This is a genomic window from Rhodococcus sp. OS5, from assembly GCF_056837585.1.
In genome coordinates this window covers 52,864-76,960 of record NZ_JBWWRK010000002.1, presented here as the reverse complement: position 1 = coordinate 76,960, position 24,097 = coordinate 52,864, and the positions used below count along the sequence as shown (strand labels likewise).

Sequence of the window (24,097 nt, the reverse complement as noted above, 5' to 3'; positions counted from 1 at the left end):
GGTACCGCATCGTCATGCGGTCAGGTAGCTGTAGATCAGTTGTGGTGGGAGGAGGCGAGGACGACCTTGAGTAGGACGGCTTCCGCGTCGTCGAGATAGCGGCGCAGCTCAGCGGCTGCGGTGCCGATCGATCCGGCGGCCATGAGATCGCAGACTTCACGGTCGCGTGGAACGAACGAACTCTGAAATGCGGCTTCATCGGGGCCTTGAGCGAAGGCGAGTCTGATCTGCGCGATCACCGTGCGGAAAAAGCCATCTAGTCGAGGACTGTCGAGAGTGGCGACGAGCGCCTGGTGGAAGCGGAGGCTCGACGTGGCTGCCTCCCGCCAATCACCCGCTGACACAGCGGCTTCGCTGATCTGACATGCGGTCGCGAGCGCAATCAGGGAGGACGGCGCCGCCGTCGCAGATTGTTCCACAGCGCGGAGTTCGAGGGTCCGACGCACCAGATAGAGGTCACGGACGTCGTCGGCGGTGATGGTACGGACAACCGCACCGCGGTATGCCTGCACCTCGATCAGGTTTTCGGCCGCAAGTTGGCGAAGGGCTTCACGCAACGTGTTGCGCGAGATCTTGAGATCTTCTGCCAGAGACACCTCCCGTAGCGGCGTTCCGGGGAGCAGTCTCCCTTCGACAAAGCGATTGCGCAGCGTCTCAACCGCCCATTGCAGGGCGGTTGCTCCGGTCTGCCCTACCGCCGATGTGTTCTCCGTCATGGCAATCAATCTATCAATAATTGTCCAACAAAACAAGACTAAACTCAGCATTTTCCCAGTTCAACGTCCGAGAGTTGATTATTTTGATGAACAATATTGGCAAAGGGCGTCCGATTCGGGCGAATGTCGGGGAGATTCCCACTGGCCATCCAAGGCAACTGCCTAAGGCAAGTCGGTCTCGCGGTGTTCCCCGATGCTTCGATATCCTTCGCCGGAGCGACTTCATGCAGAGGGGTGTCAGGGACCATGTCGGGTCGCGCATTTCGCTCACAAATAGCCGAAGCGACAGACTGGAGCCGCGACACATTCGGGGTCCTCGTGCCTTGTTGATCACTCCCGAGACGAAACCTCCGCCAGTCGTTGGATGGCCGCCTCTAATGGTCTGCAGTGGAGGGGCGATTCAAGGCAATGAACAGAACTCCAGGAACAATGAAACCGACGATCCAGGCCAAATCGACGCCTCCAAGGGGGTCCACGAGAGGCCCCGTGTAGAAAGCGGTTTGCAGAAATGGCAGCTGAGCGAGTATGCCCCCTGCATATGCGATGACCGCACGAGAATTCCACAAACCGTATTCGCCACCATCTTGCGCGAAGAAGGAGTTGATGTCGTACTCGCCGTGGCGAACCAAGAAGTAGTCGGCGAGGTTAATGGCCGACCATGGAATGAGCAGGTACAGCAGGAGTGTGACGAAGTTCAGGAAGTTCTCGGTGAAACTCCCTGCCGCTGCGAGCGCCAGCGTGAACCCTGCGGCATGCACCAGCACGAGTGTCGCGTTGCGCCATGACACTGGGATCGAGATCCCCGGACGAAACGTCTCAAGAAGCGTCAGCACGCACAGACCAGCCGTATATGAATTGATCGTGTTGGCTAGCGCCACCGACACGAAGAAGGCCACCAGAACGAAGTTGCCGAATCCGCCGAAGCCTTCGGCAAGAGCTGCCAACGGCTCGCCGATAGCCGAGCGGCTCGCCAAATATGCACCGAGGATCATCATGAGGCTGCCGCCACAGGTCGCCCCCAAATAGGTACCCCAGAAAGCAGCCCGTTCACCACGCTGCGGCATGTAACGCGAATAGTCGGAAACGAACGGCGCGAACCCTACTTGCCATGAGCCGGCAACAGTTACGGCTGCAAAGAACGCACCGACAGTCAGCTCTGGATCGACGGAGTATACCCCTGTTGGACCTTGCCCAGTGAGCAGTAGCACGATGACCAAAGCAACTATCAGCCCTGTTCCCAAGGCAACCATCGCAGACGTAACTCGGATTAACCGGTAACCGACGATTGAGATTGCCAGGCTGACAAAAGAGGAAATGGTCACCGCGACCACAGTGGGCACATCGTGAAATACAAGCTGAATCGCCTGCGTCGCGACGATGATGTTAAAGGAGAAGAAGCCGATACCAACGATGACGACCGCCGCCGCAAGGATGCTGGCTCCGCGTCGTCCGAATTGCCCCCTTGCCTGCAGCATCTGAGGCACGCCCAGTCGCGGTCCCTGTGTCGCATGGAGCCCCATGGTGAGTCCCCCCAATAGATTCCCGAGAAGGACGGCCAGAATCGTCCACAGCAGGGGCAACCCGAGAGTGGTCCCCACGGCGCCGACGACACACGCCAGGGGCACCATGTTGAACCCGAACCAGATACCGAAAAGGCTGCGGGGCTTGCCGACTCTCTCATCCAACGGGATGTACTCGATACTTCGTCGCTCGGCGATCTCGTTAGTCGATGTAATGACGTCTTTTGACATCAGAGCCGCTCCTCATGGGACCGCGCGACCGCCGAATGCGGCGTCGTCGAGCTATTGACTGGTGGGGTTCGTCGATAGGTATGTCCTCGGTCGACGACCGGACTGAGCAGTTCGATATACGAGTCAAGGTCGTCATGCGCCTCGCGGGCTTCTTGCCCTGAATAGCCCAGAACCGACCACACGATTGGCGACATGCAGTACGCACCGGTCGAAAGCGATAGCAGCGCTTCAAGTTCACCAGCGCTGTCCAGTCCGCGGACAACCTGGTCCGCGGACTCGCCTGCGACTACACGAGGAAGCTTTTCTCTCACGGACCCCTCCAGGTCCGAACGCAGTTCCAGTGCTTCCCTCATACAATCTGCAATGCCGGCATCCGAGGCACACGGGAGCCTCTGACTCCCCGGCAGAAGGACGTCAGCCAGTGCCAGAAATGCCTCTCGCTCCTCCGGAGTCCATTGGTCCCAGCTCACGCTGTCACCTGCTCTCGGCGATTCGCGATGAGGTGCTCGACACTGCGAAGCGCTAGCGCGACGATGGTCGACGTCGGATTCATGCCCGAGGAGGTCACGAACGTACTGCCGTCCACGATGACGAGATTAGGCACATCGTGCGTCCGGCCATACGGATCGGTCACACTTGTCTCCGGATCGGTCCCCATACAGGCCGTTCCCATCAAGTGCCAACCGGACTCGCGAACCAGCGGGACCTCGTACACCTCGACAGCACCACTCGCACGGTGAGCTTCGGCAGCACGTGCAACGTGGAACTTGAGGAGCGCGTGTGTGTTGCCCGAGGTCCGGTAAGTCAGCTTCGGCGCGGCAAGGCCATCACTGTCAATCAGCGAGTTCGACAATGTGACTCGGTTGCCCTCCTCCGGTAGATCCTCCGCGACGATGCTCCACTCAAAGGAGTGCCCGAAAGCCCGCTCGATTTCTTCGTGGAACGTACTGCCCCAGGGCCGTACGCCTTCCGGGTTTTCTGAATCGGAGCTCCGCGGGCGCCACCCGTCGTGCCCGGTTCCGTTGCGCAAGGGCCCGCCCGTAGGCATCGCTTGCCACTTCGCGCCCCGCACGAATCCACGGGCGATGTCAGTCTCGTAGAACTGTGTCGAGATCAGCGCCTGCCCGGCTGGACCCAACCAACTCTCGAGCGGGTCCGTATAGATTCCACGCACCGCAGCGAGCGGATGCATCATCAATCGACGACCAACTAGACCTGACGAGTTCGCGAGCCCGTTCGGGTGTGCCGTCGATGCCGAAAGTAGGAGCAGTCGCGGAGTGCCGATGCCATTGGCAGCGAGTACCACCACGCCAGCGCGCTGGTGGTGGTGGACGCCTTTTCGGTCGACGAATACAGCGCCCGTAGCAATACCTCGGTCGTCTGTCGTTATTTCAGAGACTCGCGCTCCGGTAACCAGTTGCACGCCCTTGTTCAGCGCTCGCGGCCAAAGTGCCAAGTCTGCAGAAGCTTTCGCTCCCTCTGGGCATCCGGTCTCGCATACGCCACGGCGCACGCATGGGCTGAGATCACCGTAGCGCCTGGACGCGATAGCGTTAGGCCCAGGCCACCAGTGCCAGCCCAAGGCGTTCATGCCTTCAGCTGCCTTCAGGCCGACCTTGCCGATCGGGAGAGGGCCCATGGGATAGTTTTCCGGCCCAGGCTGGCCTGGATCGCCGGCGAGACCGGACACACCGACGAGCTGATCCGTTCGATCGTAGTAGGGAGCGAGGTCCTCATAGGTTAATGGCCAATCATCGGCCACACCGTCCATCGTTCGAACACGAAAGTCTGACGGCAGCATCCGGACCCAATGCGCACCGTACAAGACGGTGCTGCCGCCCACACCGGAGAAGATCAGGGGGTCCACGTCGGAGTCTGCAACATCGACTGGGTAATCAGCTGAGAGTTGTCGGACATTGGGGTCGGGGTTCCAGACGCGCTGAGCGCCCATTTCCCATGAGGGTGTCGCACCCAGGAATTCGGCGCGATTGACCCAGTCGCCTTGCTCAAGACACATCACGGAGAAGCCGTGCAGCGCGAGCTCTCCTGCCGCGACCGCCCCGGATGGCCCGGCTCCGATAACAAGTACATCCACTGGTTCACTCATCGACTCCTCCCTGCAACTGGCATGGCCACCCCAGCTGCTCTCCTCATCCGGCGCATTCAGCGGCCTCCTGATCACTGATCGCGGCGAGGTATGCGCGCTGTCCGGCCAGGGAAATGAATTCGTCGTCGTCGAGTTCGCCTCCGGACGCGCCACATCCACCGACGGGTGATTGCCCATGTGGTGCCAGAGGATGGCCGCCGGCGAAGGCAACGACACGCTGACCAGGCGAGCCCACGGTGAGTCCGTAGAAGTCCTGTCCCGGCTGAACCTGCGTACTCAGACTCAACGTCGACTCTCCGATCGTCAGTGCCGTCCAGGCCTTGTTGATCGCGATTTCTCGTGCCGCAAGAATCACGTTGTCGTCGACTTCGAAGATGACGAGATTGCCACCTTTATCGACCACCGCGTATGCACTCGACGATCCGCGTTCGAGCGCAGCGGCACGCATCGCGTCAACTACACGTCGAGCCAATTCGAACGTCATATCCATCAGATCTGTCCTCCATCAATAACTATCGTCTGTCCGGTCACATATGACGCCGCGCCGGAGACCAGGAATGCGATGACCTCGGCAATCTCACCAACGCTGCCCTGGCGCCCTAACGGCACCGTCTGCGCGATCATTCGACGATGCGCGTCTATCCCTCCGAGGGATTCGATCGCCTCATCATTGAATGGCGTGTCGACCCAACCCGGGGCGACGCAGTTAACTCGAATACCCCGTCCAGCCAGCTCCGCAGCGACGGCTTTGGAGAAAGCTACGATCGCGCCTTTCGATGCTGAGTACGCCGACTGATTGGGGTCGCCATGTAACGCCGCGATCGAAGCAAGGTTGACAACCGCCCCGCCTGAATTCATATGCGGCGACGTATGCTTCGTCATCAGGAAACACGATTTGGGATTAACACCCATCACCCTGTCCCATACATATTCGGACATCTCCTCAACGGCAGCTGACACCTGAACGCCCGCACAATTCACCAGGATGTCGATGGAACCACGGCTTCCTGCTACGGAAGCAACGAACCGTGATACTTCAGCCTCGTTAGCCACGTCCACCCGCGCGACTTGCATACGCTCGGCGACTGGGCTCTGTTCTACCCATATCCGTGCGAGGTCCTCGTTGACGTCAGCGATCACGACGTGTGCGCCGCGCAGGGCCAAAAGCTCTGCTGACGCCCGTCCGATACCTGACGCCGCACCCGAGATCACCGCCGTCGCACCCGACAGATTGAGTGCCGCTAACGGTGCCTGAGCGTCGCCGTCCGAAAGATTTTCATTCACTTTGGCTGCCTCTGCTCTCGTAAGTCTTGTCCCTCGTCGCACCTCGGCGAACTTCCAACCGGCGTCCTACGCCTCTTCGAACGTGACGCCGACCACATCCTCACTGTAAGTGATTATTGTTCAACAATACAAGGGGATAGCCTTTGTTATTTTGGCGGATGCCCTGCATCAAATCGGTTTACATGGGCATTGTGGCCACTTTCTCGATCTTATTGTTGAACAAGATCGATCCGGCCGTTAGCTGCTCCTTCGGCAAGAGCAACCCTGCCGCTGATGCTCCTGACGGCCGTGCCATCCCTCTGGGCCACAGCCACCACGCCGATGGGCAGGAGTTGCATGCAATGCAGTCGAGCGAGCTGAGGGGAACTTGATTAGCCCTGCGGTGGAACCCCTGACGTGACGCGAACAGAATTGCTCAGGTTTTCCGGGCGGCATGCAATCGCAGCCACACTCCGACCTGGGTCCACTCGCGATGCCTGCGCAAGCAGGTGATACCACTGCACCCGATATTCTCGGCCGGCACATCACGCCAGCTCACATTGGTGTGCAAAACGAATAGGACGCCATCGAGGGCAACATCGTCAATGGGTCTGCGGCCCGGGGAACCGGGAACGCCGCGCAGGGCAAGGCAGCAAAGGTCCTGCACGCTCCCAAAGATCGTCAGAACGAGATCGTTTGACACTGGGACGCGATGCGTGACAAGAACTTCAAGCGCAGCCGATCAGCGTTACCTCGGCGATCTGCCACCGGAGGGACCTGGCGCGATCATCGCTTCACCGCGAATGCTCACCCGCGTTGAAGCGAGGACGGTTCGAACGTCACGACTGGAGAACGGCATGGGTGCTCTCATGTCCCCTCACATGGGAGGTTTGTTCCATATCAGGCATTGCCTGAAGCTGTTGAGTAGCAGGGAAATAGGCTATGTCCCGTTCCTGGTCCTGACTGTGCAGTCGGTTCGGCAATGGACCGAGCTTGGCGAAGCGGTCGACGTTGGGTCTTGATTGTTATCCTGTATTTCGCTGCAACTGTTTGTCCGGCAACGGTAATCGGAGTCGGCACGGAATGAAAGGCAACCTCGAATGTGTGGATGAGGCGGGACAGGGGAGTTCAACTGATGCAATTCGCCGCGATTGCCCTTTTCGCAGCGAGGTCCGCTCTCAGATGCGCACGCACTGGCCGTCGATGTTCGGCGGACGTCGGTGGAGCCGATGTTGCGGGGAGCGGTGGACTTTGGCCATTGAGGTTTTCGGTAGCGGCCTCGCTGGAGCGCCGACAGAACAATGGCCGTGGTGATGACCGAACTGACCATACTTGGGCGCAGTCGGATTCGACGTAGACGTCTCCAGCGTTCCTTCATCTCGGCGTCGGTGCGTTCCACGATCGCGCATACCGCACGGTCAGCAGCATGTGATGGGTCTGGTGTGATCCCTCCGGGATATCTGTCTCACCTCAATGAAACGAGGGTGCTAGAACCACCCGATTTGCCGTAGTCGCGCCAACTCTCCAGATAGTTTGCCTCCGGCGTGCGCGGCTTTGAGTCTGGCCACCCAATCGACCGCCGTCGCAAATGCAACCCGATGTCCGGACGGAGCGGCCTTGATCCCCACCCCGTCGCAAGATGCGTTTTGCCGGTGCCCGGCGGCCCCAGAAGCGCCACATTGCGGGCCTGCGTCAAGAAGACTCCAGTTCTCAGATGCGCCACCATTTCTCGACTGGGTGACGGTTGATGGCCGAAGTTAGAATCCTCCAACAATTTTCGTGTCGGAAGTCCGGCCAATGGGATCCGGTTCTGAGTGCCGGACGATTGACCCGCTGTGACTTACTCGCGGCAGCGCGGGGCAAGGTAGTGCCCGTGACTCCGTACATCGCTCGGGCCTGCTCGGCTAGCCGTGCTGCCGATTCCCGTATGCGCGGCTTCATTACCTGCGAGTAGTCCTCGATGGCGTTCAGGGAATCCGCAGCGTCCATTGCTGGGCCCAAGCATCATTGCATGATGCAATACAAGAGAATTCAACTCCGAATGCTCGGTCGTAGACGCCCAGTCCCCGAATCAAGCGTATGTGCCGTGAGTGGTGGTGCCGGCGGCAGTGACAACATTGCCGCCGCATCGACGGTATCCAAATCCATTGTATGGCAGTCGATCTGCGTTAAGAACGAGAATTTGCGATCGGAAGCCAGCCAGTTGGGTGTTGAAGTCGGCGGGTGAGAGAAATGTTCGACCCGGCATCAACGAGGTTTGCGGAACCGGTTGGCACGCTAGACGTTTCCTTTGTATTCTGGGTCGTACGGTTTGAGCTGGATCAGTGTCGTGGCAACCGTTCCGACGAATGCGGTCACCGGGTCCGTCAGCGTGCCGCCGCGACCGATACCGGACTCGTTGTCCCACCAGAGTGGGATCGCACCGAGAGCCCGTGAGAGCAGCTCTGCCACATCCCGGGCCAGGCCCGTGGTGACCCGACTGGGCAGCATCGTCGCGGTGATGAACCGGGAGAGCGCTGCAACCATGACGAGGACCGGCGGAGCACCGGACGGGTCTCCGGCAAGCGGAATTGACGCTGGCGGAAACCGTAGGTCGCACTGCACAACCTGACCCGGATCGTGCCGGAGGCGGTCTGCCGGGTCGGAGGTGGCGTATTCGGGTCGGATTGCCCGGAATCGCCCGGAATCGCCCGGATCTTCGGGTTCCACGGCACTTATCGCGGAGTCCACTTGTGGTCGCTCATATTTCGTCGCTGGTCAGGGTGTTGGTGACAGCGTCACGCGCAATGCCGAGCTGGTAGCGATGGCACGTTTCGCCAGCTTTTTGCTGATAGAGGTATCCGATCGATGACCAGTCTTCCATGGAGAGTGCCCATTCCACCTTGGTAGGTGGCCTAACTTTAACTTTGAGCCTTGGATTCTGGACGAATGGGCTCACCTACCCCAGGCTCTCCAAATCGTTGAGTATGGCGACCATATCGCTCGAATCGAGGCCGAGGTGGCGACCGATGTCCGCCTGGGCTGCGGGGCCGAACTCGTCGAGAGTAGACCAAATTCCGTGATGACCTCGGCGCATGCCCGTTGCGGAAAGTCGCGGCTGTGCCGTCGACGGATCGGGTGAGTGCTGCGAGGACCGGGGCGATGGTCTGCTTGCGGACAGGGGTTGCAGTCTCGTCCATGCCGTAGTCGTCGAGCAGGATGATGTTGACTTCCCGCGCCTGCGCACGTCTTTCGTTGAGATGGGTTTGCTGCACGATTAGGTGAGAGGTTCGGTCACGCAGCCTGACTGGCTGTCGTGGTCATGATTGCCTCGTATTCGACGGGAGTCAATCGGCCGAGGGCGGCTTGGCGACGGCGGCGGTGGTAGGTCCGCTCGATCCAGGTCACGATCGCGATCCGCAACTCCTCGCGGGTTGCCCAGGAACGTGGGTCGAGCACGTTCTTCTGCAGCAGGGAGAAGAAGCTCTCCATGGCGGCGTTGTCGCCGGCCGCGCCGACCCGTCCCATCGACCCGACCATGGCGTGCCGGCCCAGCGCGTGGACGAGTTTCCGGCTCCGAAATTGACTGCCCCGGTCGGTGTGTAGAACACAGCCGGCCACGTCATTGCGCCTGGCGACCGCGTTGCCCAGCGCTGTGACGGCGATCCGGGACTTCATCCGTGAGTCGATGGAGTAGCCCACGATCCGGTTGGAGTAGACATCTTTGATCGCGCACACGTAGAGCTTGCCTTCCTCGGTCCAATGCTCCGTGATGTCACTGAGCCACAGTCGGTTTGGAGCATCGGCGGCGAACTCGTGCCGGACCCGACCCTTGGCATCGACGACAGCACAGAGGTCGTCGTGGACCGGTGGACCGGGCTTCTTGCCGTTCTTGCCTCGCGTCTTCCCGAACACTGACCACCAGCCCAGGTCGGAGCAGATCCGCCATGCGGTCCGTTCGGCCATCGACTCGCCAGCCTCTCTGGCTTCGTCGACCAGGAATCGGTACCCGAATTCCGGGTCGTCGCGGTGGGCATCGAACAGCGCGTCGGCGCGATAGGCCTCGACGCGCTCGGCGTCGGTGACCGGGTGCGCGAGCCAGCGGTAGTAGGGCTGGCGGGCGATCTTGAGGACCCGACACGCCACCGTGACGGGGATCCCGTCCTCGGCCAGCTCGCGGACGAGTGGGCACATCATTTTCCCGGCAAGTTTGCCTGTGACAGATACGCGGCTGCCCGGCGCAGGATCTCGACTTCCTGCTCGAGCAGCCGGTTGCGGCGCTTCAACTCGCGAAGCTCGGTGTTCTGGTCTTCGGTCGTCCCGGGCTTCACACCGTCTTCGACATCGGCCTTGCGCATCCACCCAGTGAGGGTGGTGGCGTGGATCCCGAAGTCCTTCGCGATCTGCTCCAGCGTGGTCTTCGGATCTCTGGCCCGCGCGACTCGGACTACATCTTCGCGGAACTCCTTGGGGAACGGCTTGGGCACTGCAACATCCTTTCAGCCCGGTCTCTCGACCAGACAGATCAGTTGTCACCTACCCGTGCAGCAGACCCTCTCTTTGGCGCGTTGCGCGGCACTGGTTGGGGCGTGGTGAGACAAAGTAAGATCTCATGCTTCTAGCAATGTCGTGGTCGATGGTGCTTGTTCCGGTGCCGCTCCACGGCGTCATGATTACCGCACCGGGGGGAGCAGTACGCGCGTCGGCCATTGCGACTCGTGTCCACAAAAACCTTCGAGCATGTCTCGCGGGCACACTGCCCCAGTCGGAGTCCCTCGGAGTCAACGAGGAAGAGCGCAAGGCTCCCTGCGGTCACGGCCATCAGCCGACGAACGAGATTGTCGTCGTCCCGCATGAAATGCAAGTGCGGGCGCAGTCCATCGTGTGATGTCAGGTATAGGCGGGTGGCGGAGCACGTCAGGAGCTCGTTGAGTTCCTCGCATCGTCGAACGGTGTCCGCTTGAGCGAAGACTGCGTGCAGGCGTAGCCCCCAGGCCAGGATCTTTGCTCGACTGATATTGGTTACGTCGGGCCGTCTGATCTGGTGTGCCACGAGCAATTGCTGCACATCGTCGCAGGTCGGTGTGCCCGCTGTCGCGAAATTGGCCAGGTCTGCAGCGAGGGCGACCCCGGTCATGTTGTCATGGTTGAACTGCATTAACCCATTGAAGCATCGTAGCCGGGTGCATCTCGTGACCTCCGCCATCGTGCCCATCGTCATCACGCTCGCTCTGGGCACTGTCCTCCGAAGAAGATTCGTCACGGACCCGAGTTTCTGGCGCAGCATGGAATGGCTGAACTACCACGTCTTTACTCCAGCGCTGTTCATCAGTTCGATTGCCGTCACCGAGGTGCGGACGATGCCGGTGGGGGCGATGCTCTTGGCCCTGGTAGCGCCGCTCGTCCTCACGGCAGTAATGCTGGTCGCGCTCCGGCGCATGCTGAAGACGGACGGCCCGCGCTTGACATCGGTGGTGCAGGGCAGCATTCGTATCAACACGTACATCGGCCTGGTCGTCGCCTCCGCCCTCCATGGCGCAGAGGGGATCGCGACCTTCGCGCTCTGTTCGGCCATCGTGGTGCCCACCGTGAACGTACTGTGCATTACCGTCTTGGTATTCTACGGCGCCTCCGAAAAGACTGTCACGGTCGGCAGTGTCGCCCGAGAGCTTGCAACCAACCCGCTCATCTTGGCTTGCCTGATCGGCCTCGTCCTGAGCGTGACCGGTGTCTCGCTTCCCGCCTTCGCCGGTGCGATATTCGGCCTCTTGTCCTCGCCCGCTCTGGTAACGGGGACTCTCGCGGTGGGGGCGGGACTGACACTGCGCTTGAGCCTTCGGGATGTGGCCGATGTCGGACTCTCGTCGACTCTCAGGCTGGTGGCTCTGCCACTGTTCGTCGGTTCCCTGGCTGCCGCCACAGGAATCCATGGCGTCCTGTTGACCAGCGTGCTCCTGATCAGCGCTGTCCCAACCGCTCCCTCTGCCTACATCCTGGCGAGCAGGTTGGGTGGCGATACACGGCTCATGGCGTCGATCACAGGGATCCAAACGCTCCTCGCTACCGTGACCATGCCACTGATGCTGCATCTCTGAAAGCCTGGACGAATACCGACCTCGCGCCGGGACGGATACCGACCTCGATGAAACCGGACCCAGGCACCCACGAGAACAACAGTGGTTGCGGCGCTCCCTCGCGCCTAGGCCCGTTGTCTGCGATGTATTCTTCGTGCCGCGTTGTCTGCGATGTTTTCATCGTGCCGCGTTGTCTGCTCTCACGGACGGCGACGTGTCGATCCCGGTGTTTCTGAGTAGGTAACTCGCCGCTTTCAATGTGAAAACAACTGCGTAATAGACGATTTGGTCGATCATTGCGGCGAAGACTGCGGGATACAGCGGCGGGTCCGCCGGCGACGTCGTTTCACATGGCGAATCGGTCGGTCATTTTGGAGCGGTAATCGCTCGCGGCGAGCTTGTATCGGCCGGGCCGGCGGTGCGGCGAGATCACTCTGAACACCGCCAGGAACCGTTGTGCCGCAACGGGTGAACGGAAGAACTTCATGGCCCGTTCACGCTAACTGGTGGGTGGTGCGAGTTTTCCGCGCGATTGTTCAGGTACTTCGAGCGCCGGTGTTCGACCGAAGTTTGGCTGCAGCGGTGACAAGTAGGTAGCGTTCAGCTGCGGCGTAGTCGGTGATCGGTGTGCCGTCGGGCCCGGGGGTCTGGGTGATCAGATCGAGGTATCGGCGGCGATAGAGGTATGCGTCGGGCTGGGTCAAAAGGTACTCCGCGGCGGCGACGACGTCCAGGCTCGGTGCAGCTCGCATGAGTCGAGTATGCGCCGGCTGGTACTCGGTTCTGGTGTGCTGGGCCGGTCCGATGGCTGTGTAGCGCCCGTCGTTGCGATCGTCATTTCGGGCAGTGCTATTCATCTGATGGCCTTGGTGTGAATGAGCTCGACGTTGCCGTTGTAGTAGCGGAGGACACGGTGAGCCATGATCCGCCGCCACAGTGGTGGTACGGCAGCGCAGACGATCATCACCGCGTATCCGGCAGGGAGTTGCGGAGCGGTTGGAGCGCTGCGCAGAGATTGGTAGCGCAGACGCGGATTCGCGTGATGGTCACTGTGTCGTTGTAATTGGTACAGGAACAAATTGGACACGAGATGATCACTGTTCCAACTGTCTTCGGGCCGGGCTTTGGCAAAGCTGCCGTCTCGTCTTCGCGCACGGAGCGATCCGTAGTGTTCGAGGTAGTTTGCGGCCTCGATACGGTCATTGCTCTCCAACGGTTCGTGCGGACTTTCGAAGTGGTGTGCTGCGGCGTCTCAGGCGGTTAGGCCAGGTCGGCGAATGCGATGATGTTGTCGTTGTAACTGCGTGCGGTTTCGTCGAAGGATCCACCGCACGTGATGATCCGGAGTCCGGGGTGGTCGATGTCGCCGTATACGACGTCGGTGGGAAAGTCCTCTTTGGGGAAGTGTTCGACACTGGTAGCGGTGAACACTGCGCGACTTCCGTCTTCGCGGGTGACGATGATGTCGGCTCCTGTTTCGAGATTCCGCAGATCGAAGAAGACCCCGTCGGTGCCTTGCCAGTCGACGTGGCCGGCGATGATTGCCGGTCCGACCTCACCGGGTGCGGGAGCGCCGGTGTACCACCCTGCGTCCTTCCCATCCGGTGGGACCTCGAGTGCTCCATCGGTATCGAGTCCGAGATCGATGATGTCGGTGTCGACGCCGATGGACGGGATTTCGAGGCGCGCGGGGCGGTGTTCAGCAGTTACCGGCGCCCTTTCGGGCAGTGCAGAGTCAGTGGCGCGTGGCGCGGATGTGGTGTCTTGTCGAGGCGACGAGTGTGGTTGTGAATTTCCGCTGTCGGATTGTCCACCGGCGCATCCGACCACCGTTACGAGTACTGAAACAGTAAGGGCGAGAGCCGTGATGGCTCGGCGAGTTCGCGGAGCCATCACGGAGTTTTCGTCTTTCATCTATCGACTTGTCCGACGGATGACGAGGGCCGACATAGCCACGACGCTGAAGAAGCCGACGAGCAGGGCGATCCACCCTCCACTGGACTGTCCGTCGCGTTGGGATTGTGTGCTTCCGTCACCGGTGTCGACCGACCCTCGTGGTACCTGCTGCACCTGAGGGGCTCGAACATTCGGGGATTCCGGGCCTACCGGTTGAGTGGTCGGGGTACCCGTTCGAGAAGCTGACGTCGTCGGCACCCGAGACGGGACGGTTACCGTCCCGGGAACGGTGGGAGGTATTCCCGGCAGTGGTGGGAGACCAGGAATCTCGGGTATGGACGGAATGTTTCGGCTGGTCGTGATGATCGGCGGTACGCCCGCAGTGGTTGTAGTCGTGCCGTTCGGCCCTGGTGTGGTGGTCGTCGCTTCCACCGGTGTACCAGTCGTGGTTGTAGTCACCTCCGGCGGGACGACCGTCGTGGTTGTAGTCACCTCCGGCGGGACGACCGTCGTGGTTGTAGTCACCACCGGCGGGACCACAGTCGTGGTGGTAGTTATCGCGGTGTCAGGCGGGACTGTAGTCGTCGTAGTGGTCGGAGTCGTGGTCGTGACAGGAGGCGCACAGGTCGGGATCGTAACGGTGTTCGTATCTAGAGTGACCGCGCCATTGATCGCCAACAGTCGACCCTCGACGGTTGCCTCGGTTGTGGCAGTAATGTCTGTCAGCGCCAACAGGTTTCCTCGGAAGACGGAGTTGGTGCCCAGGGTGGCGGAACTTCCAACCTGCCAGAAAACATTGCATGCCTGCGTTCCGTTGATCAGTGCGACGGTGCTCGAAGACGATGTGATCAGCGTTGATCCCGCTTGGAAGACGAAGACTGCATCGGGGTCACCTTGCGCGTCGAGGGTGACGGTTCCCGACAGTGCGATCGACGAACCGGAGTTGTAGACACCCGAAACCAGTGTCCGACCGGTCAAGTCGGCTCCGGTCGGTTGTGTGGGTCCCTGACCGGCGAGAGTGTTGTACGCAGTCAACACATCGGGCTTCGCTCCCTGCGATACCGCGTCGCCGCCATGGTTGGTGCCGGTAATCGTCAGATCCGATACACCGGTGATGGTAGGCGTCGGATATGTGCCGATGTCGCCGCCGAGCGTCGTCGGCCCAGTGTTGGTGATTCCTGCTCCGGCAAGGACTGCAAAGGGCTCAGCGGTACCGAGTCCGACGGCAGTCGCTTCGGCGCCCGCAGTGCCGGCCGGCAGGACGAGAATGCCGACTGAGAATACGGAAATCGTTGCAATGCCGGAAAATTGAAAGAACCGCGAGCGTCGTGTTGCGGTGGGTGCTGTCATGTTCTGTTCATCTTCGATCCTTTGAAGAAGGGACTCATGCGACGAAAGTGAGTCCGTACGATCCGCGCCGGCTTCGGCGCCAGGGACGTATCGATGAGCGCCCACGTAAAGCCGGACATTCCGGCTATACGATGTGTGTATACGTTGTACACGCAAGACGTATTTGAAAGATAAACCAATTGCCCCGTTCTGTCAATCAGTAGGCATACGGTGTATCTTCCAGGGATGATCGAAAGCCCCTCGAAGCACGTCAGAGTGGAACCGTTTCCAGTTGCAGGTCGTGAAACGCCGATCAATCGTGCCGTGGTTCTGTCGGCGGCGTTGGCGATCATCGACGGCGAAGGTGTGGAAGGCCTTTCCATGCGGCGGCTGGGGAAAGCGCTCGACAGAAATCCGATGACCCTCTACAGATATGCGGCAAACAAGGCGGCGCTGTTGGACGGGGTCGTAGAGACCGTGCTCGAACAACTGGCCGTCGATCCGTCCGATCGCGACTGGAGAGGGCAACTGCACGCGGTTGCCTACGGGTATCGCCGACTCGCACTCGAGCACCCTAACGCGGTTCCTTTGCTGGTCACTCGGCCGTTGTCGACGCCGCTCGGATTGCGTCCCCCGGGAACGCTGCGCTACCTCGAGGCGATACTCGAACTGCTGATACGCGCCGGTTTCACCTCTGAAGACGCATTGCACATCTACCGGGCGGTGTTCGGGTTCCTCAATGGGCACATTCTCAACGAGCTTCAGGAAATAGTCGAAAATCCGGAGGAGACCGACGATCTCCTGCGACTCGGCCTGCATCGGCTTCCGCTTGCCGAGTTCCCCAGACTGCGATCGATGGCTACGATCATGGCTCACTACGACGGGCGAGACGAACTCGAGCGGGGTCTGGCAATTCTTCTGGAGGGCCTGGCGACGGCGTTCCCACGCGTGAGTTCAGAAGACGACTGATCATTCCCGGTCGCAGCAGTCGGAAGGTTCTCTCTGCAAACGTTTTGAGGTTTGTCTACAGGTGGGGCTTTTCGGGCCGTTGAGTATTGTTGCCCATGTATGGGTTCGGTTTGTCCTTCGCCGAAAATCGCATCGGCTGGTTCGCCAGCCCGGTGTGACGCACCCTTGTGGCGATTGCATGTACGTGCCAAGTCGACGCTGCATTCATGAACGGCTCCGATGCATGGCCGGGCGGGCGAATTCTGAGGCCACTGAAGGGGTCGATCGCAAAAGTCGTGGCTAATTGGCTGCTCTGCCAACCTATTTCGATGTATCAGGTCGGTGGGCGCTGCGGCTACCCCGCTGGATCGCGCGAGCAACGCCGCGAATGTCGAAGTTGTAGCCGCAGCACCAACATCTCTATCGAGGGGTGTTCAATGTTGCAACGACCACTGAAACCCAAGCAGCCGGTGGGTGGGCCGTGCGCGGCAATGTTGCCTCTGTTCAACGATGTCCCGCAGCGATGTCATAGCCGATCGGGTGGGTGTCGAAACCCTCGATCACACGAGCGCAGAATGTCCGGGATTGGTTGATCGTCGGTGATGGTGAGCGGGCAACGCGGAACACAGTTCGGGCGGACCGGTTGGTGCGCGGATCGGCGGGTACTCGAACACCATGCGCCTGACCGGCGCGAATGCGTGTGCCTGTCAGATTCGTCTGTGACACCACGAGGGGCGGTTATGTCCGAGGACATACTGGTCAAGCAGGGTCTGGCGAAGGCTGCGACGTTGGGCGGGGGCGGTCCTTCTCGTCACGGTCGGGCTGCTCGAATTGTTGCAGGGTATCTCCGCGATAGCCAAGGGCGGCGTGTTCGTCGTTGGCCCTGAGTACACCTACCAGTTCGATCTCACGGTGTGGGGATGGATCCACCTCGTGCTCGGTGTGATGGTCGCGGCGGTCGGCGTCATGTTGTTCACGGGGTCGATATGGGCGCGGGTAGGTGCCGTGGTGGTGTGCGCTGTATCGATTATTGTCAATTTCTTGTGGCTGCCGTATTACCCGTGGTGGGCGATGACGATCATTGCGCTCAACGTGTTCGTGATCTGGGCAGTCATGACCTGGAACCCTGAGATCATCTGAGCCGCAACACCGTGTCCGCTTCTACTGGGTCACGCGTGTTTTCCATCTAGAGAGGAAACCGATGGACAACGACGCAAGCACCGATCCAGCAAGCGCCGATCCGCTCGGCAAGGACGAACGCGCCGAACTGGTGCGGTTGCGCGAAGAAGTAGCGACACTTCGCGAGCAGACTCCCATCGCCCGCGAAACGACCGTCGAGCAGGTCTCCCGTCCACCTCGACACGGGCTGCGGTGGGCTGCGGTGACGATCCTGCTGGTGCTGGTCGCACTACTCGCAGTCTTGTCGGTAACCACCCGCTTCGTCCGAAGTCAGATCTTCGACACGGACCGCTACGTCAGTACGGTAGCGCCGCTGGGTGAGAATCCGGCCGTGCAGGCGGAGATCACGAATCAGATCACGGACGAGATTTTCACTCGCGTCGACGTCGAAGGGCTCACCGCCGACGCCCTGACCGCGCTGACGGACGTTTCGAATCTCGCCGCGAACGCTCCTCGCCTGGATCGGGCCGTGGTGGGGTTGGCGCCGGTGATCGCCGGCCAGGCGAAGGGCTTCGTCCACGACACGGTAGGCACCCTCGTGCAATCACAGCAGTTCGAAGACCTTTGGATTCAGGCGAACCGATCGGCGCACACCGCTCTTGTCGCGGTGATGACCGGGAATTACGGTCCCAATGCCGTTGAAGTCGATCAGAGCGGAACCGTGAGCATTTCGCTGAGCACGATCATCGACAGGGTCAAGGCTGCGCTGACCGAGCGCGGCTTCGCGTTCGCGGACAAAATCCCCTCCGTGGACAAGGAATTCGTGCTCTTCCAGTCCCCAGAACTGGTGAAGGCGCAACGAGCTGTCGCAGCCCTCGACAAAGTATCGGTGGTGTTGCCGTGGCTGGGAATTGCGTGTGCTGCGGCCGCTGTCGCCGTTGCCCCGCGGGGTCGCAGGCTCCGTGCACTGTCCCTGGTCGGCCTGTCGATTGCGTTGGGAATGCTAGTCCTGGCCATCGGAATTCTCGTCGGGCGTGCAATCTACCTCGACAGTGTCCCCTCCGATATCTTGTCGCCTGATGCTGCGACGGCGGTCATCGACACTGTTCTGGTGCCACTGCGGACGAGTCTGCGCGCGGTTGCGGTCCTCGGGATAGTGGCGGGGCTCGGCGCGTACCTCGTGGGCGGGTCGTCGTCGGCGATCGCGGTTCGCCGCGGCTATGGGCAGGCGTTGGACTTCGTCCGTTATTCTGCAAGCGGCCGTACGCCGAATCAGATCGAGCGATGGGCCAATCAGCTTCGTGTTCCGCTGCGCTGCACAATCATCGGCATCGCCGCACTGTTGCTGCTTTTCTGGCGCTACCCCACAGGATTGGTCGTGGGTTGGATCGTCGTCATTGCCTTGGTCGCACTCGTCGCACTGGAAGTGCTGGTTCGTCCTGCCCGCGCTGCCGCACAGGACATCGGGCCTGACGACACCGGGCCTGACAATAGCGGCCCTGGCATGAACGACGACGTGAAAACTACGCCAGCGCCTTCGCCTTGATCGCTTGGAATTCTTCTTCACTGATCGCGCCGGAGTCGAGGAGTGTCTTGGCGTCCGTGATCTGTTGGGTAGCAGACTTTCCGGCGACATTCCGAATGTAGGCGTTCTGAGCCTGCGTATGCCCGCGAGCGGCCTCGAACGAGCGCCGGGTCATTCCGTCGTTCCTGACGATGACGTAAATCATCGCCGACAGGAAGGGAATGACGAACAGGAAGAACAACCAGATCGCCTTGACCCAACCCGACATCTCATGATCTCGGAACAAGTCGGCGATGATGGAGAACAACACACAACATGGTCTCGTTGGCGGCGGCATTGGCGATCTGATCACGCAGCTGCTGTCCGGCACTATTGAGCTGACTCGTGATCGGCATACGGTCTGGGTATTCACGTTCGAGGCCGAGCGCGGCGGCCATAGCCAGTCCGAATGCCGGGTGTTTTTGCTGGCCCAGGGCCTTGGCCATTTTGTCGATGTTCATGGGAGCGCCGCCGTAGGCGCTGCCCGCGAGGTCGAGTTCCGGAGCGTAGGTCGGGGCGATCGCCGCGGCCATTGCCGTCGCCATTCCGCCGCCGGAGTAGCCAGCCATCCCGACGGGGCTCGCGCCGAGGCCGAGCGCGTCGAATCGTTGCGCGGCGCGGATGCCGTCGAGGGTGATCTGTCCGCCGAGCTTGGCAGCCCCGTAGGCGCGCGGCGGGCTGAGATGGTCGGGGATGGCCACCGATCGTCCCTTGTCGATGGCGACGTTGAGGCCAGGGGCTTCGCGGATCGCGAGCTTCGGGTCGTCGGTGTACATCGCGGTCGGCGGCGCACAGCAGAGCCCCGGAGCGTTGATGATGCGGGTGATAGGACAACAACACCCCGACCCGGTGCGGCGCCGCGAGGTGAGAGCACGGCGAAGTACATGTCGAGCTGGCGAGATGTGAGCCGCCATGGAACGCAGTTGAAGTACTCGCATAGCTCGATGCGAAAGGCGATGTCGCTTCTGAGGTGGTCGACATCGTTATCTACTGCCACGCCTTCGACCTGACCGCACCACCGGCCGAGTTGCTAGCCTCAATCGACGCTCGTCGAGACTATGAGGGCTCGGCACGGCGATGAATTCTCAGTGGCCGGACACGGCTCGTAGTCGTTGCAGGCAAGCAGCATCGGACGGATGGCGCATTGGCTTGTCGCCGTCTGTAACGGCTCCTGTTGGTCTGACTCCGGGCCGGACCCTTGCCCAAGGAGCGGCGGGCACTGAAAGCCCTCTGATCAGTTTCAGTGCCCGCCTACTCTCATCGCGCTATGCGGTACGTGCTCCACCGGCGCTTGACCAATCTGGCAGTTCGCGGGCGTGGGCGCATCAACACTGCGCACACGAGAATCACCGCGGGACCCGGCCAGGCCGGCCGATCGAGATCGTCGCGACTATCGCGCCGGCGAAGAACACGAGAAGCATCGAGTTCAGTATCGCGCTGTCGGCATACCACTTCTTGATCGCCTACTCGCTCGAAAAATTCGATCGATCGTCCGTGTGCTCTTCGAGTTCGGCAAGGCACAGCAACACTTCTCGTGCCGCGTTCCACACGATCAGTGTGATAGCGACGTTGATGATGATATGGCGTTCATCGGGTCTACGAACCACGGCCGGCGGGCATCGGGCTGCTTATGTGTCTTGCGAGCAATTCGGCCGCGGCGCAGTTGCTTTCCGAGTGCACGTGTGAGTTCATCTCGGGCATGGACGTAGATCGCTTGATAGATCGTCTCGTAAGCAGAACGGTGGATGATATTGCTTCCTTGTGTTCTCCTTACTCAGTCCTTGATGCGTAAGGCGTTGTCTTTGAGAGTCTTTGGCGCTATGTGGCTTATAGCGATTTTGCCTATCGTTCACTTGCGAATGACAGTATTCGTCATGCGGGGCTCAGTACCATATCCTTGGGCTGGTGCTCAGAGCCCAACAATTTCGGGCACCACTTCATATCGGGATTGGGTGACCCCGGTGCCCGAGACGCCGACCTCAGGCTGTGGTTTCACCTTGGATAGCGAATTCGACGAAAACGCAAGGCTCCTCGCCTTCTGTCCACACGTCATGGCCGGGGGGAAGCTGCATCACGTCCCCGACACTGAATGAATCTTCTTTGCCGTCGTACATACGAACCCTGAGTCGGCCGTGCGTGATGAGCGCCAAATGCGGGCGCGGGCACAGCACGGCCCCCGTTGCTCTCCCGATGTCCTCGGACCAACAAGCACCCACACCGAATGTCACACGGGAGATCGATGCATCGTCCACCCTCACTGTGCGTATCGTGATCGCACCGCTGGTGACGCAAGTGCCTTCTTCCATTGCCCTACGGATCATGGTTGCGTCCTGTTTTAACTCGTCTTGAACAATGCCTTGGGGTCGGCGTTTGTTGATGCATTGGAACAACAGCCGACGTACTGCGCTACTTGTGCACGGGAAACCCCACTGCCTCTGTGGTGAGACCGGTCGAGGGATTGCTGCCTCAACCGGTCGACACGGTCACGATGTCGGGAGATGCGATTCTTCACGTGAATAGACTCGGTTACCGGCAAACCACGTTTCGAGGGGATGAACATTCTTGAGTTCTTCGACATCGATTTCGAACGGATCTTTGTTCAGTACGACGAAATCGGTCGACATACCCGGCGCGATCCGACCCGCGACGTCGCCGAGTCCGGCGGCGTGCGCCGAAGCTGATGTGTAGAGATGCAGCGCTTCCGACACTGTCAGTGCCTGAGCGATATTGAGCTGGCCGGAGAAACTACCGGTGGGATCTTTACGAGTGACCAGGCTGTAGATCGGGCCCCACGGGTCGGGTGTCGGAGGTACTGGCCAATCCGTCCCGATGGCAACATGAGCGCCGGAATCCACTAGATCACGATTCGGGTACATGTTCTGGTCGACAAGCGACGACGGTACGACAGCACGGATCGCTTCGGTCAGAATGCCAGGGTTCCAGAGTGCGGGCGAGATTTCTGCCACGACGTTCAATTCGGCGAACCGAGGAACGTCCTGGGGATCGATGAATGTGACGTGGGCGGCCTGAACTTTCACATCGATTCCGTCTGCACGCACTTTTTCCACGGAATCGAGAACCATACGAACTGCACCGTCACCGGTTGCATGGACCTTGACGCCGAGCCCCTGAGCTCCGATGTAGCGAAGCCAATGTTCGAATTCGTCGAAGGTCATGTTCGTCTGCCCGCGGTGATCACAGCCGAACTCTTCGCTCGGTAGATACGGATCGAGCAATGCTGTCGATTGATTCATCGGGACCCCGTCGAGCCAGATCTTCGTGTAGTCCGGCCGGTGATGCTCGGTTCGGTACTGCTCACCCAGTGCCATCAGGGGTTCGCCGACCAGTTCGAAGCCGAAGAATGCGTCGTGGGCGGGCATGGAGGTAACTACCCATGCCTGGAGCTCACCCGCGTCATCCAGCTGTTTGAGTCCCTCGAGAACTTCCTTGGTAGACGATGCGTCTTGAAAGGCTGTGATTCCTACCGCGTGCAGCATCTCGATCGCGATCTTCGAGCAGCGCGCCGCGTACTCCGACCCACTCAGCGGCGAATCTGCGATCCTGATCTTGTCGACTTCTCCTCCGGCCGACTCCAAGAGAACCCCGGTTGCTGCGCCGGCCTTGTCCCGGTGGATGGTTCCGCCCTCGGGGTCTGGAGTGTCCGCCGTGATTCCAGCTCTTTCCAAGGCCTTCGAGTTGGCCCATTTCTGATGGTGTGAGTCGTCTCGGAGCAGCACAGGGTTCCGTGGTGCGGCGGCATCGAGCTTTGCCAGAGATTCAGGCTTCATCAGCTCGTTCAAGAGGGTGGCACCCCATCCTCCGCCGGTCACCCAGTCGCCTGCTGACAATTCCTTGGACGTTATCCATTCGCTGACTGCTCGACAGATCTCGTCGATCGAATCGGTGGCGCCGACATTCAACTTGAACAGAAAGTTCTCACCGGCCATATTGTGGTGCGTGTGTGTGTCGACCATTCCTGGCACCACGGTCCGTCCGTACGCATCGACGACACGTGTGGTCTCGGCTGCGAGAGCGAGCATGTCTCGATCATTTCCAACCGCGACCACCTTTCCTTGGTACGACGCGAATGCTGAAGCAGAAGAAGCTGTCTCGTCCATGGTGTGGACAACGGCATTGTGAACGACAAGATCTACGTTCGTCATGGTTGTGCCTTTCTGTCGTAGAGCAGGTATGGGTGGCATGCACGGGTTGTCATCGGGGCCACTGCCCGCTCGGCAGAGGCATGCGCTGAGAAACTCGTCGTAGATCGGGAGGTTTGGAGCATTTCGGATCGATGTCCATAGCCGGCCGAAATTCGGAATGTTCGACGTGTGTCGGCGGACATGGCGTGCTCGCTCGGTGACGATCCTCGATCACCGTGAGCTTCGCGGCGGGGTGGATGCACGGTCTTCTGGTCGACGGCGTGGCACTTAACTCGACGCGAACGGCGGCAATGTTGAGCCGCCCGGCGAGACGGGCTGTCCTGTAGTGGTGGGGACGACGTGGCGACGCGACCAAGTCGGGATCGCCGAGGTGGCAGACAGTGATGGCCTTGCACGATGAACTCTTGGTTCTACGAGCGTTGAACGCGATGTCCTGCAAAATCTACAGATAGACGCTCGGCGTGTAAAGAGTCAGAATGTTTCACCGGCAAGACATTCCATGGCGGGTCGCTCCGGTCCCGTCGTAGGGTTGTAAGGATCTGGTTCCTGAGTGTACGCGCGGTCATTTTACGGGACGCCTCACCGTAGTGACGTTGGTGGCTCTTCAAACCCTTTGTTGGACTATCGATGTGGAGTTCGAACCTGGTCTGGGCGTGATCGCGATTCAGTGGCCGAGCACGCCGTCACCCGGCCGCTAGGCGCCGGGGAACCAACTAGTGCATTCCCAATGTGTAGATGGAAGATCGTCGCTGTCGCCTATGGACTGCTCGACGAGGTCGGTCGTTCCCGTGACGGAGTCGTCGTGGTCAACCTGTTCGCGATGCTCCCGGAAAGCCCCGAGGCAGACGGCTTGACGGTGATGTGAGTCTCCTTGGCGAGAGCTTTCACCAGCGGTCCGCACGAAAAGGCTCCCGCGGCAGCGATGCGACGCTCCATATGCCGCCGTGCGGGTGGTGTTACTCCGAGAACTCTACTGGTGCCCAGGGAACGCGCCGATTACCGATGAGGCAGGAAACGTCACAACGGCGCTCCTTCTAGTCGTCGACGCAATTTCTCCGTGCTCGACGTGTCGTCGCCTCGTGGAACGGCCCCTTTGGGCGCGAGGCGAGTCCGGGCCTGAGTGCTGGACCGCCCGGAGCGAGCGATTCGTCGCACTCCATCGGCGGTCTCGCAAGTCGTGCGCAATTG

General features: G+C 60.5%; 20 protein-coding genes and 4 pseudogenes. 5 read left to right on the top strand and 19 right to left on the bottom strand.

The features are described from left to right. Positions 1-35: 35 nt before the first annotated feature. The 10 genes from ACVZUB_RS30355 to ACVZUB_RS30310 form a co-directional block, all read right to left on the bottom strand. On the bottom strand, positions 36-716 hold the full coding sequence (locus ACVZUB_RS30355; RefSeq protein ID WP_482628797.1) for a GntR family transcriptional regulator: 681 nt from the start codon (positions 714-716) through the stop codon (positions 36-38). A gap of 374 nt (positions 717-1,090) precedes the next feature. After that, on the bottom strand, positions 1,091-2,467 hold the full coding sequence (locus ACVZUB_RS30350; protein ID WP_482628796.1) for a purine-cytosine permease family protein: 1,377 nt from the start codon (positions 2,465-2,467) through the stop codon (positions 1,091-1,093). A 466-nt stretch (positions 2,468-2,933) separates the two neighbouring features. Beyond that, on the bottom strand, positions 2,934-4,574 hold the full coding sequence (locus tag ACVZUB_RS30345; RefSeq protein ID WP_482628795.1) for a GMC family oxidoreductase: 1,641 nt from the start codon (positions 4,572-4,574) through the stop codon (positions 2,934-2,936). 43 nt (positions 4,575-4,617) lie between these two features. Beyond that, complete coding sequence (locus tag ACVZUB_RS30340; RefSeq protein WP_482628794.1) at positions 4,618-5,064, bottom strand: GlcG/HbpS family heme-binding protein; 447 nt, start codon at positions 5,062-5,064, stop codon at positions 4,618-4,620. Continuing rightward, complete coding sequence (locus ACVZUB_RS30335; RefSeq protein ID WP_482628793.1) at positions 5,064-5,858, bottom strand: SDR family NAD(P)-dependent oxidoreductase; 795 nt, start codon at positions 5,856-5,858, stop codon at positions 5,064-5,066. The genes ACVZUB_RS30340 and ACVZUB_RS30335 overlap by 1 nt, the downstream gene beginning before the upstream one ends. A 415-nt stretch (positions 5,859-6,273) precedes the next feature. After that, positions 6,274-6,504: a transposase gene (locus tag ACVZUB_RS30330; RefSeq protein WP_482628948.1), complete on the bottom strand. Its 231-nt coding sequence runs from the start codon at positions 6,502-6,504 to the stop codon at positions 6,274-6,276. Positions 6,505-7,302: 798 nt separating this feature from the next. After that, the gene (locus tag ACVZUB_RS30325) at positions 7,303-7,608 is read right to left on the bottom strand and encodes an ATP-binding protein (protein ID WP_482628792.1); all 306 of its coding nucleotides are present in this window, start codon (positions 7,606-7,608) and stop codon (positions 7,303-7,305) included. A gap of 506 nt (positions 7,609-8,114) precedes the next feature. Beyond that, on the bottom strand, positions 8,115-8,567 hold the full coding sequence (locus tag ACVZUB_RS30320) for an IS21 family transposase (RefSeq protein WP_482628791.1): 453 nt from the start codon (positions 8,565-8,567) through the stop codon (positions 8,115-8,117). A gap of 543 nt (positions 8,568-9,110) precedes the next feature. After that, positions 9,111-10,303 (bottom strand): IS3 family transposase gene (locus ACVZUB_RS30315; protein ID WP_482628790.1). Its coding sequence is split into 2 segments (ribosomal slippage): positions 9,111-10,016 and positions 10,019-10,303, totalling 1,191 coding nucleotides; the frame shifts between segments, so codons are not numbered across the junction. 131 nt (positions 10,304-10,434) lie between these two features. After that, positions 10,435-10,638, bottom strand: a complete 204-nt coding sequence (locus tag ACVZUB_RS30310; protein ID WP_482628947.1) for a CGNR zinc finger domain-containing protein — start codon at positions 10,636-10,638, stop codon at positions 10,435-10,437. 361 nt (positions 10,639-10,999) lie between these two features. Between ACVZUB_RS30310 and ACVZUB_RS30305 the strand changes: the two genes are divergently transcribed. Further along, complete coding sequence (locus ACVZUB_RS30305; protein ID WP_482628789.1) at positions 11,000-11,911, top strand: AEC family transporter; 912 nt, start codon at positions 11,000-11,002, stop codon at positions 11,909-11,911. A gap of 325 nt (positions 11,912-12,236) precedes the next feature. Here the strand turns inward: ACVZUB_RS30305 and ACVZUB_RS30300 are convergent. From ACVZUB_RS30300 to ACVZUB_RS30280, 5 genes and pseudogenes are all read right to left on the bottom strand, one after another. Beyond that, positions 12,237-12,475, bottom strand: a pseudogene (locus tag ACVZUB_RS30300) (DDE-type integrase/transposase/recombinase); the annotation flags it as partial. Continuing rightward, positions 12,427-12,747: a hypothetical protein gene (locus ACVZUB_RS30295; RefSeq protein WP_482628788.1), complete on the bottom strand. Its 321-nt coding sequence runs from the start codon at positions 12,745-12,747 to the stop codon at positions 12,427-12,429. The pseudogene ACVZUB_RS30300 and the gene ACVZUB_RS30295, both read right to left, overlap by 49 nt. Beyond that, positions 12,744-13,085, bottom strand: a pseudogene (locus tag ACVZUB_RS30290) (fatty acid desaturase); the annotation flags it as partial. The gene ACVZUB_RS30295 and the pseudogene ACVZUB_RS30290, both read right to left, overlap by 4 nt. Before the next feature lie 65 nt (positions 13,086-13,150). Then, complete coding sequence (locus ACVZUB_RS30285) at positions 13,151-13,804, bottom strand: class F sortase (RefSeq protein ID WP_003943710.1); 654 nt, start codon at positions 13,802-13,804, stop codon at positions 13,151-13,153. After that, positions 13,805-15,136: an ice-binding family protein gene (locus ACVZUB_RS30280; protein ID WP_482628787.1), complete on the bottom strand. Its 1,332-nt coding sequence runs from the start codon at positions 15,134-15,136 to the stop codon at positions 13,805-13,807. 225 nt (positions 15,137-15,361) lie between these two features. Between ACVZUB_RS30280 and ACVZUB_RS30275 the strand changes: the two genes are divergently transcribed. The 3 genes and pseudogenes from ACVZUB_RS30275 (at position 15,362) to ACVZUB_RS30265 (ending at position 18,728) form a co-directional block, all read left to right on the top strand. Beyond that, positions 15,362-16,084 (top strand): TetR/AcrR family transcriptional regulator C-terminal domain-containing protein, encoded by a 723-nt coding sequence (locus ACVZUB_RS30275; protein ID WP_482628786.1) that lies wholly within the window; start codon positions 15,362-15,364, stop codon positions 16,082-16,084. Between the two features lie 719 nt (positions 16,085-16,803). Continuing rightward, positions 16,804-17,203, top strand: a pseudogene (locus ACVZUB_RS30270) (DUF7144 family membrane protein). Between the two features lie 61 nt (positions 17,204-17,264). Then, on the top strand, positions 17,265-18,728 hold the full coding sequence (locus ACVZUB_RS30265) for a hypothetical protein (protein ID WP_482628785.1): 1,464 nt from the start codon (positions 17,265-17,267) through the stop codon (positions 18,726-18,728). Here the strand turns inward: ACVZUB_RS30265 and ACVZUB_RS30260 are convergent. The 4 genes and pseudogenes from ACVZUB_RS30260 to ACVZUB_RS30245 form a co-directional block, all read right to left on the bottom strand. Continuing rightward, positions 18,706-19,044 carry an SHOCT domain-containing protein gene (locus tag ACVZUB_RS30260; RefSeq protein WP_482628784.1) on the bottom strand — a complete coding sequence of 113 codons (339 nt, stop codon included), beginning with the start codon at positions 19,042-19,044 and terminating at the stop codon, positions 18,706-18,708. The genes ACVZUB_RS30265 and ACVZUB_RS30260 overlap by 23 nt on opposite strands. After that, positions 18,977-19,522: a lipase family protein gene (locus tag ACVZUB_RS30255; RefSeq protein ID WP_482628783.1), complete on the bottom strand. Its 546-nt coding sequence runs from the start codon at positions 19,520-19,522 to the stop codon at positions 18,977-18,979. Before ACVZUB_RS30255 ends, ACVZUB_RS30260 begins: the two co-directional genes overlap by 68 nt. An 800-nt stretch (positions 19,523-20,322) precedes the next feature. Beyond that, positions 20,323-20,487: pseudogene (locus ACVZUB_RS30250) on the bottom strand (IS30 family transposase); the annotation flags it as partial. Between the two features lie 742 nt (positions 20,488-21,229). After that, entirely contained in the window at positions 21,230-22,909 is a 1,680-nt protein-coding gene (locus tag ACVZUB_RS30245; RefSeq protein ID WP_482628782.1) for an amidohydrolase, read from the bottom strand. A gap of 727 nt (positions 22,910-23,636) precedes the next feature. Between ACVZUB_RS30245 and ACVZUB_RS30240 the strand changes: the two genes are divergently transcribed. Next, positions 23,637-23,774, top strand: a complete 138-nt coding sequence (locus ACVZUB_RS30240) for a hypothetical protein (protein WP_482628781.1) — start codon at positions 23,637-23,639, stop codon at positions 23,772-23,774. Positions 23,775-24,097: the final 323 nt, after the last annotated feature.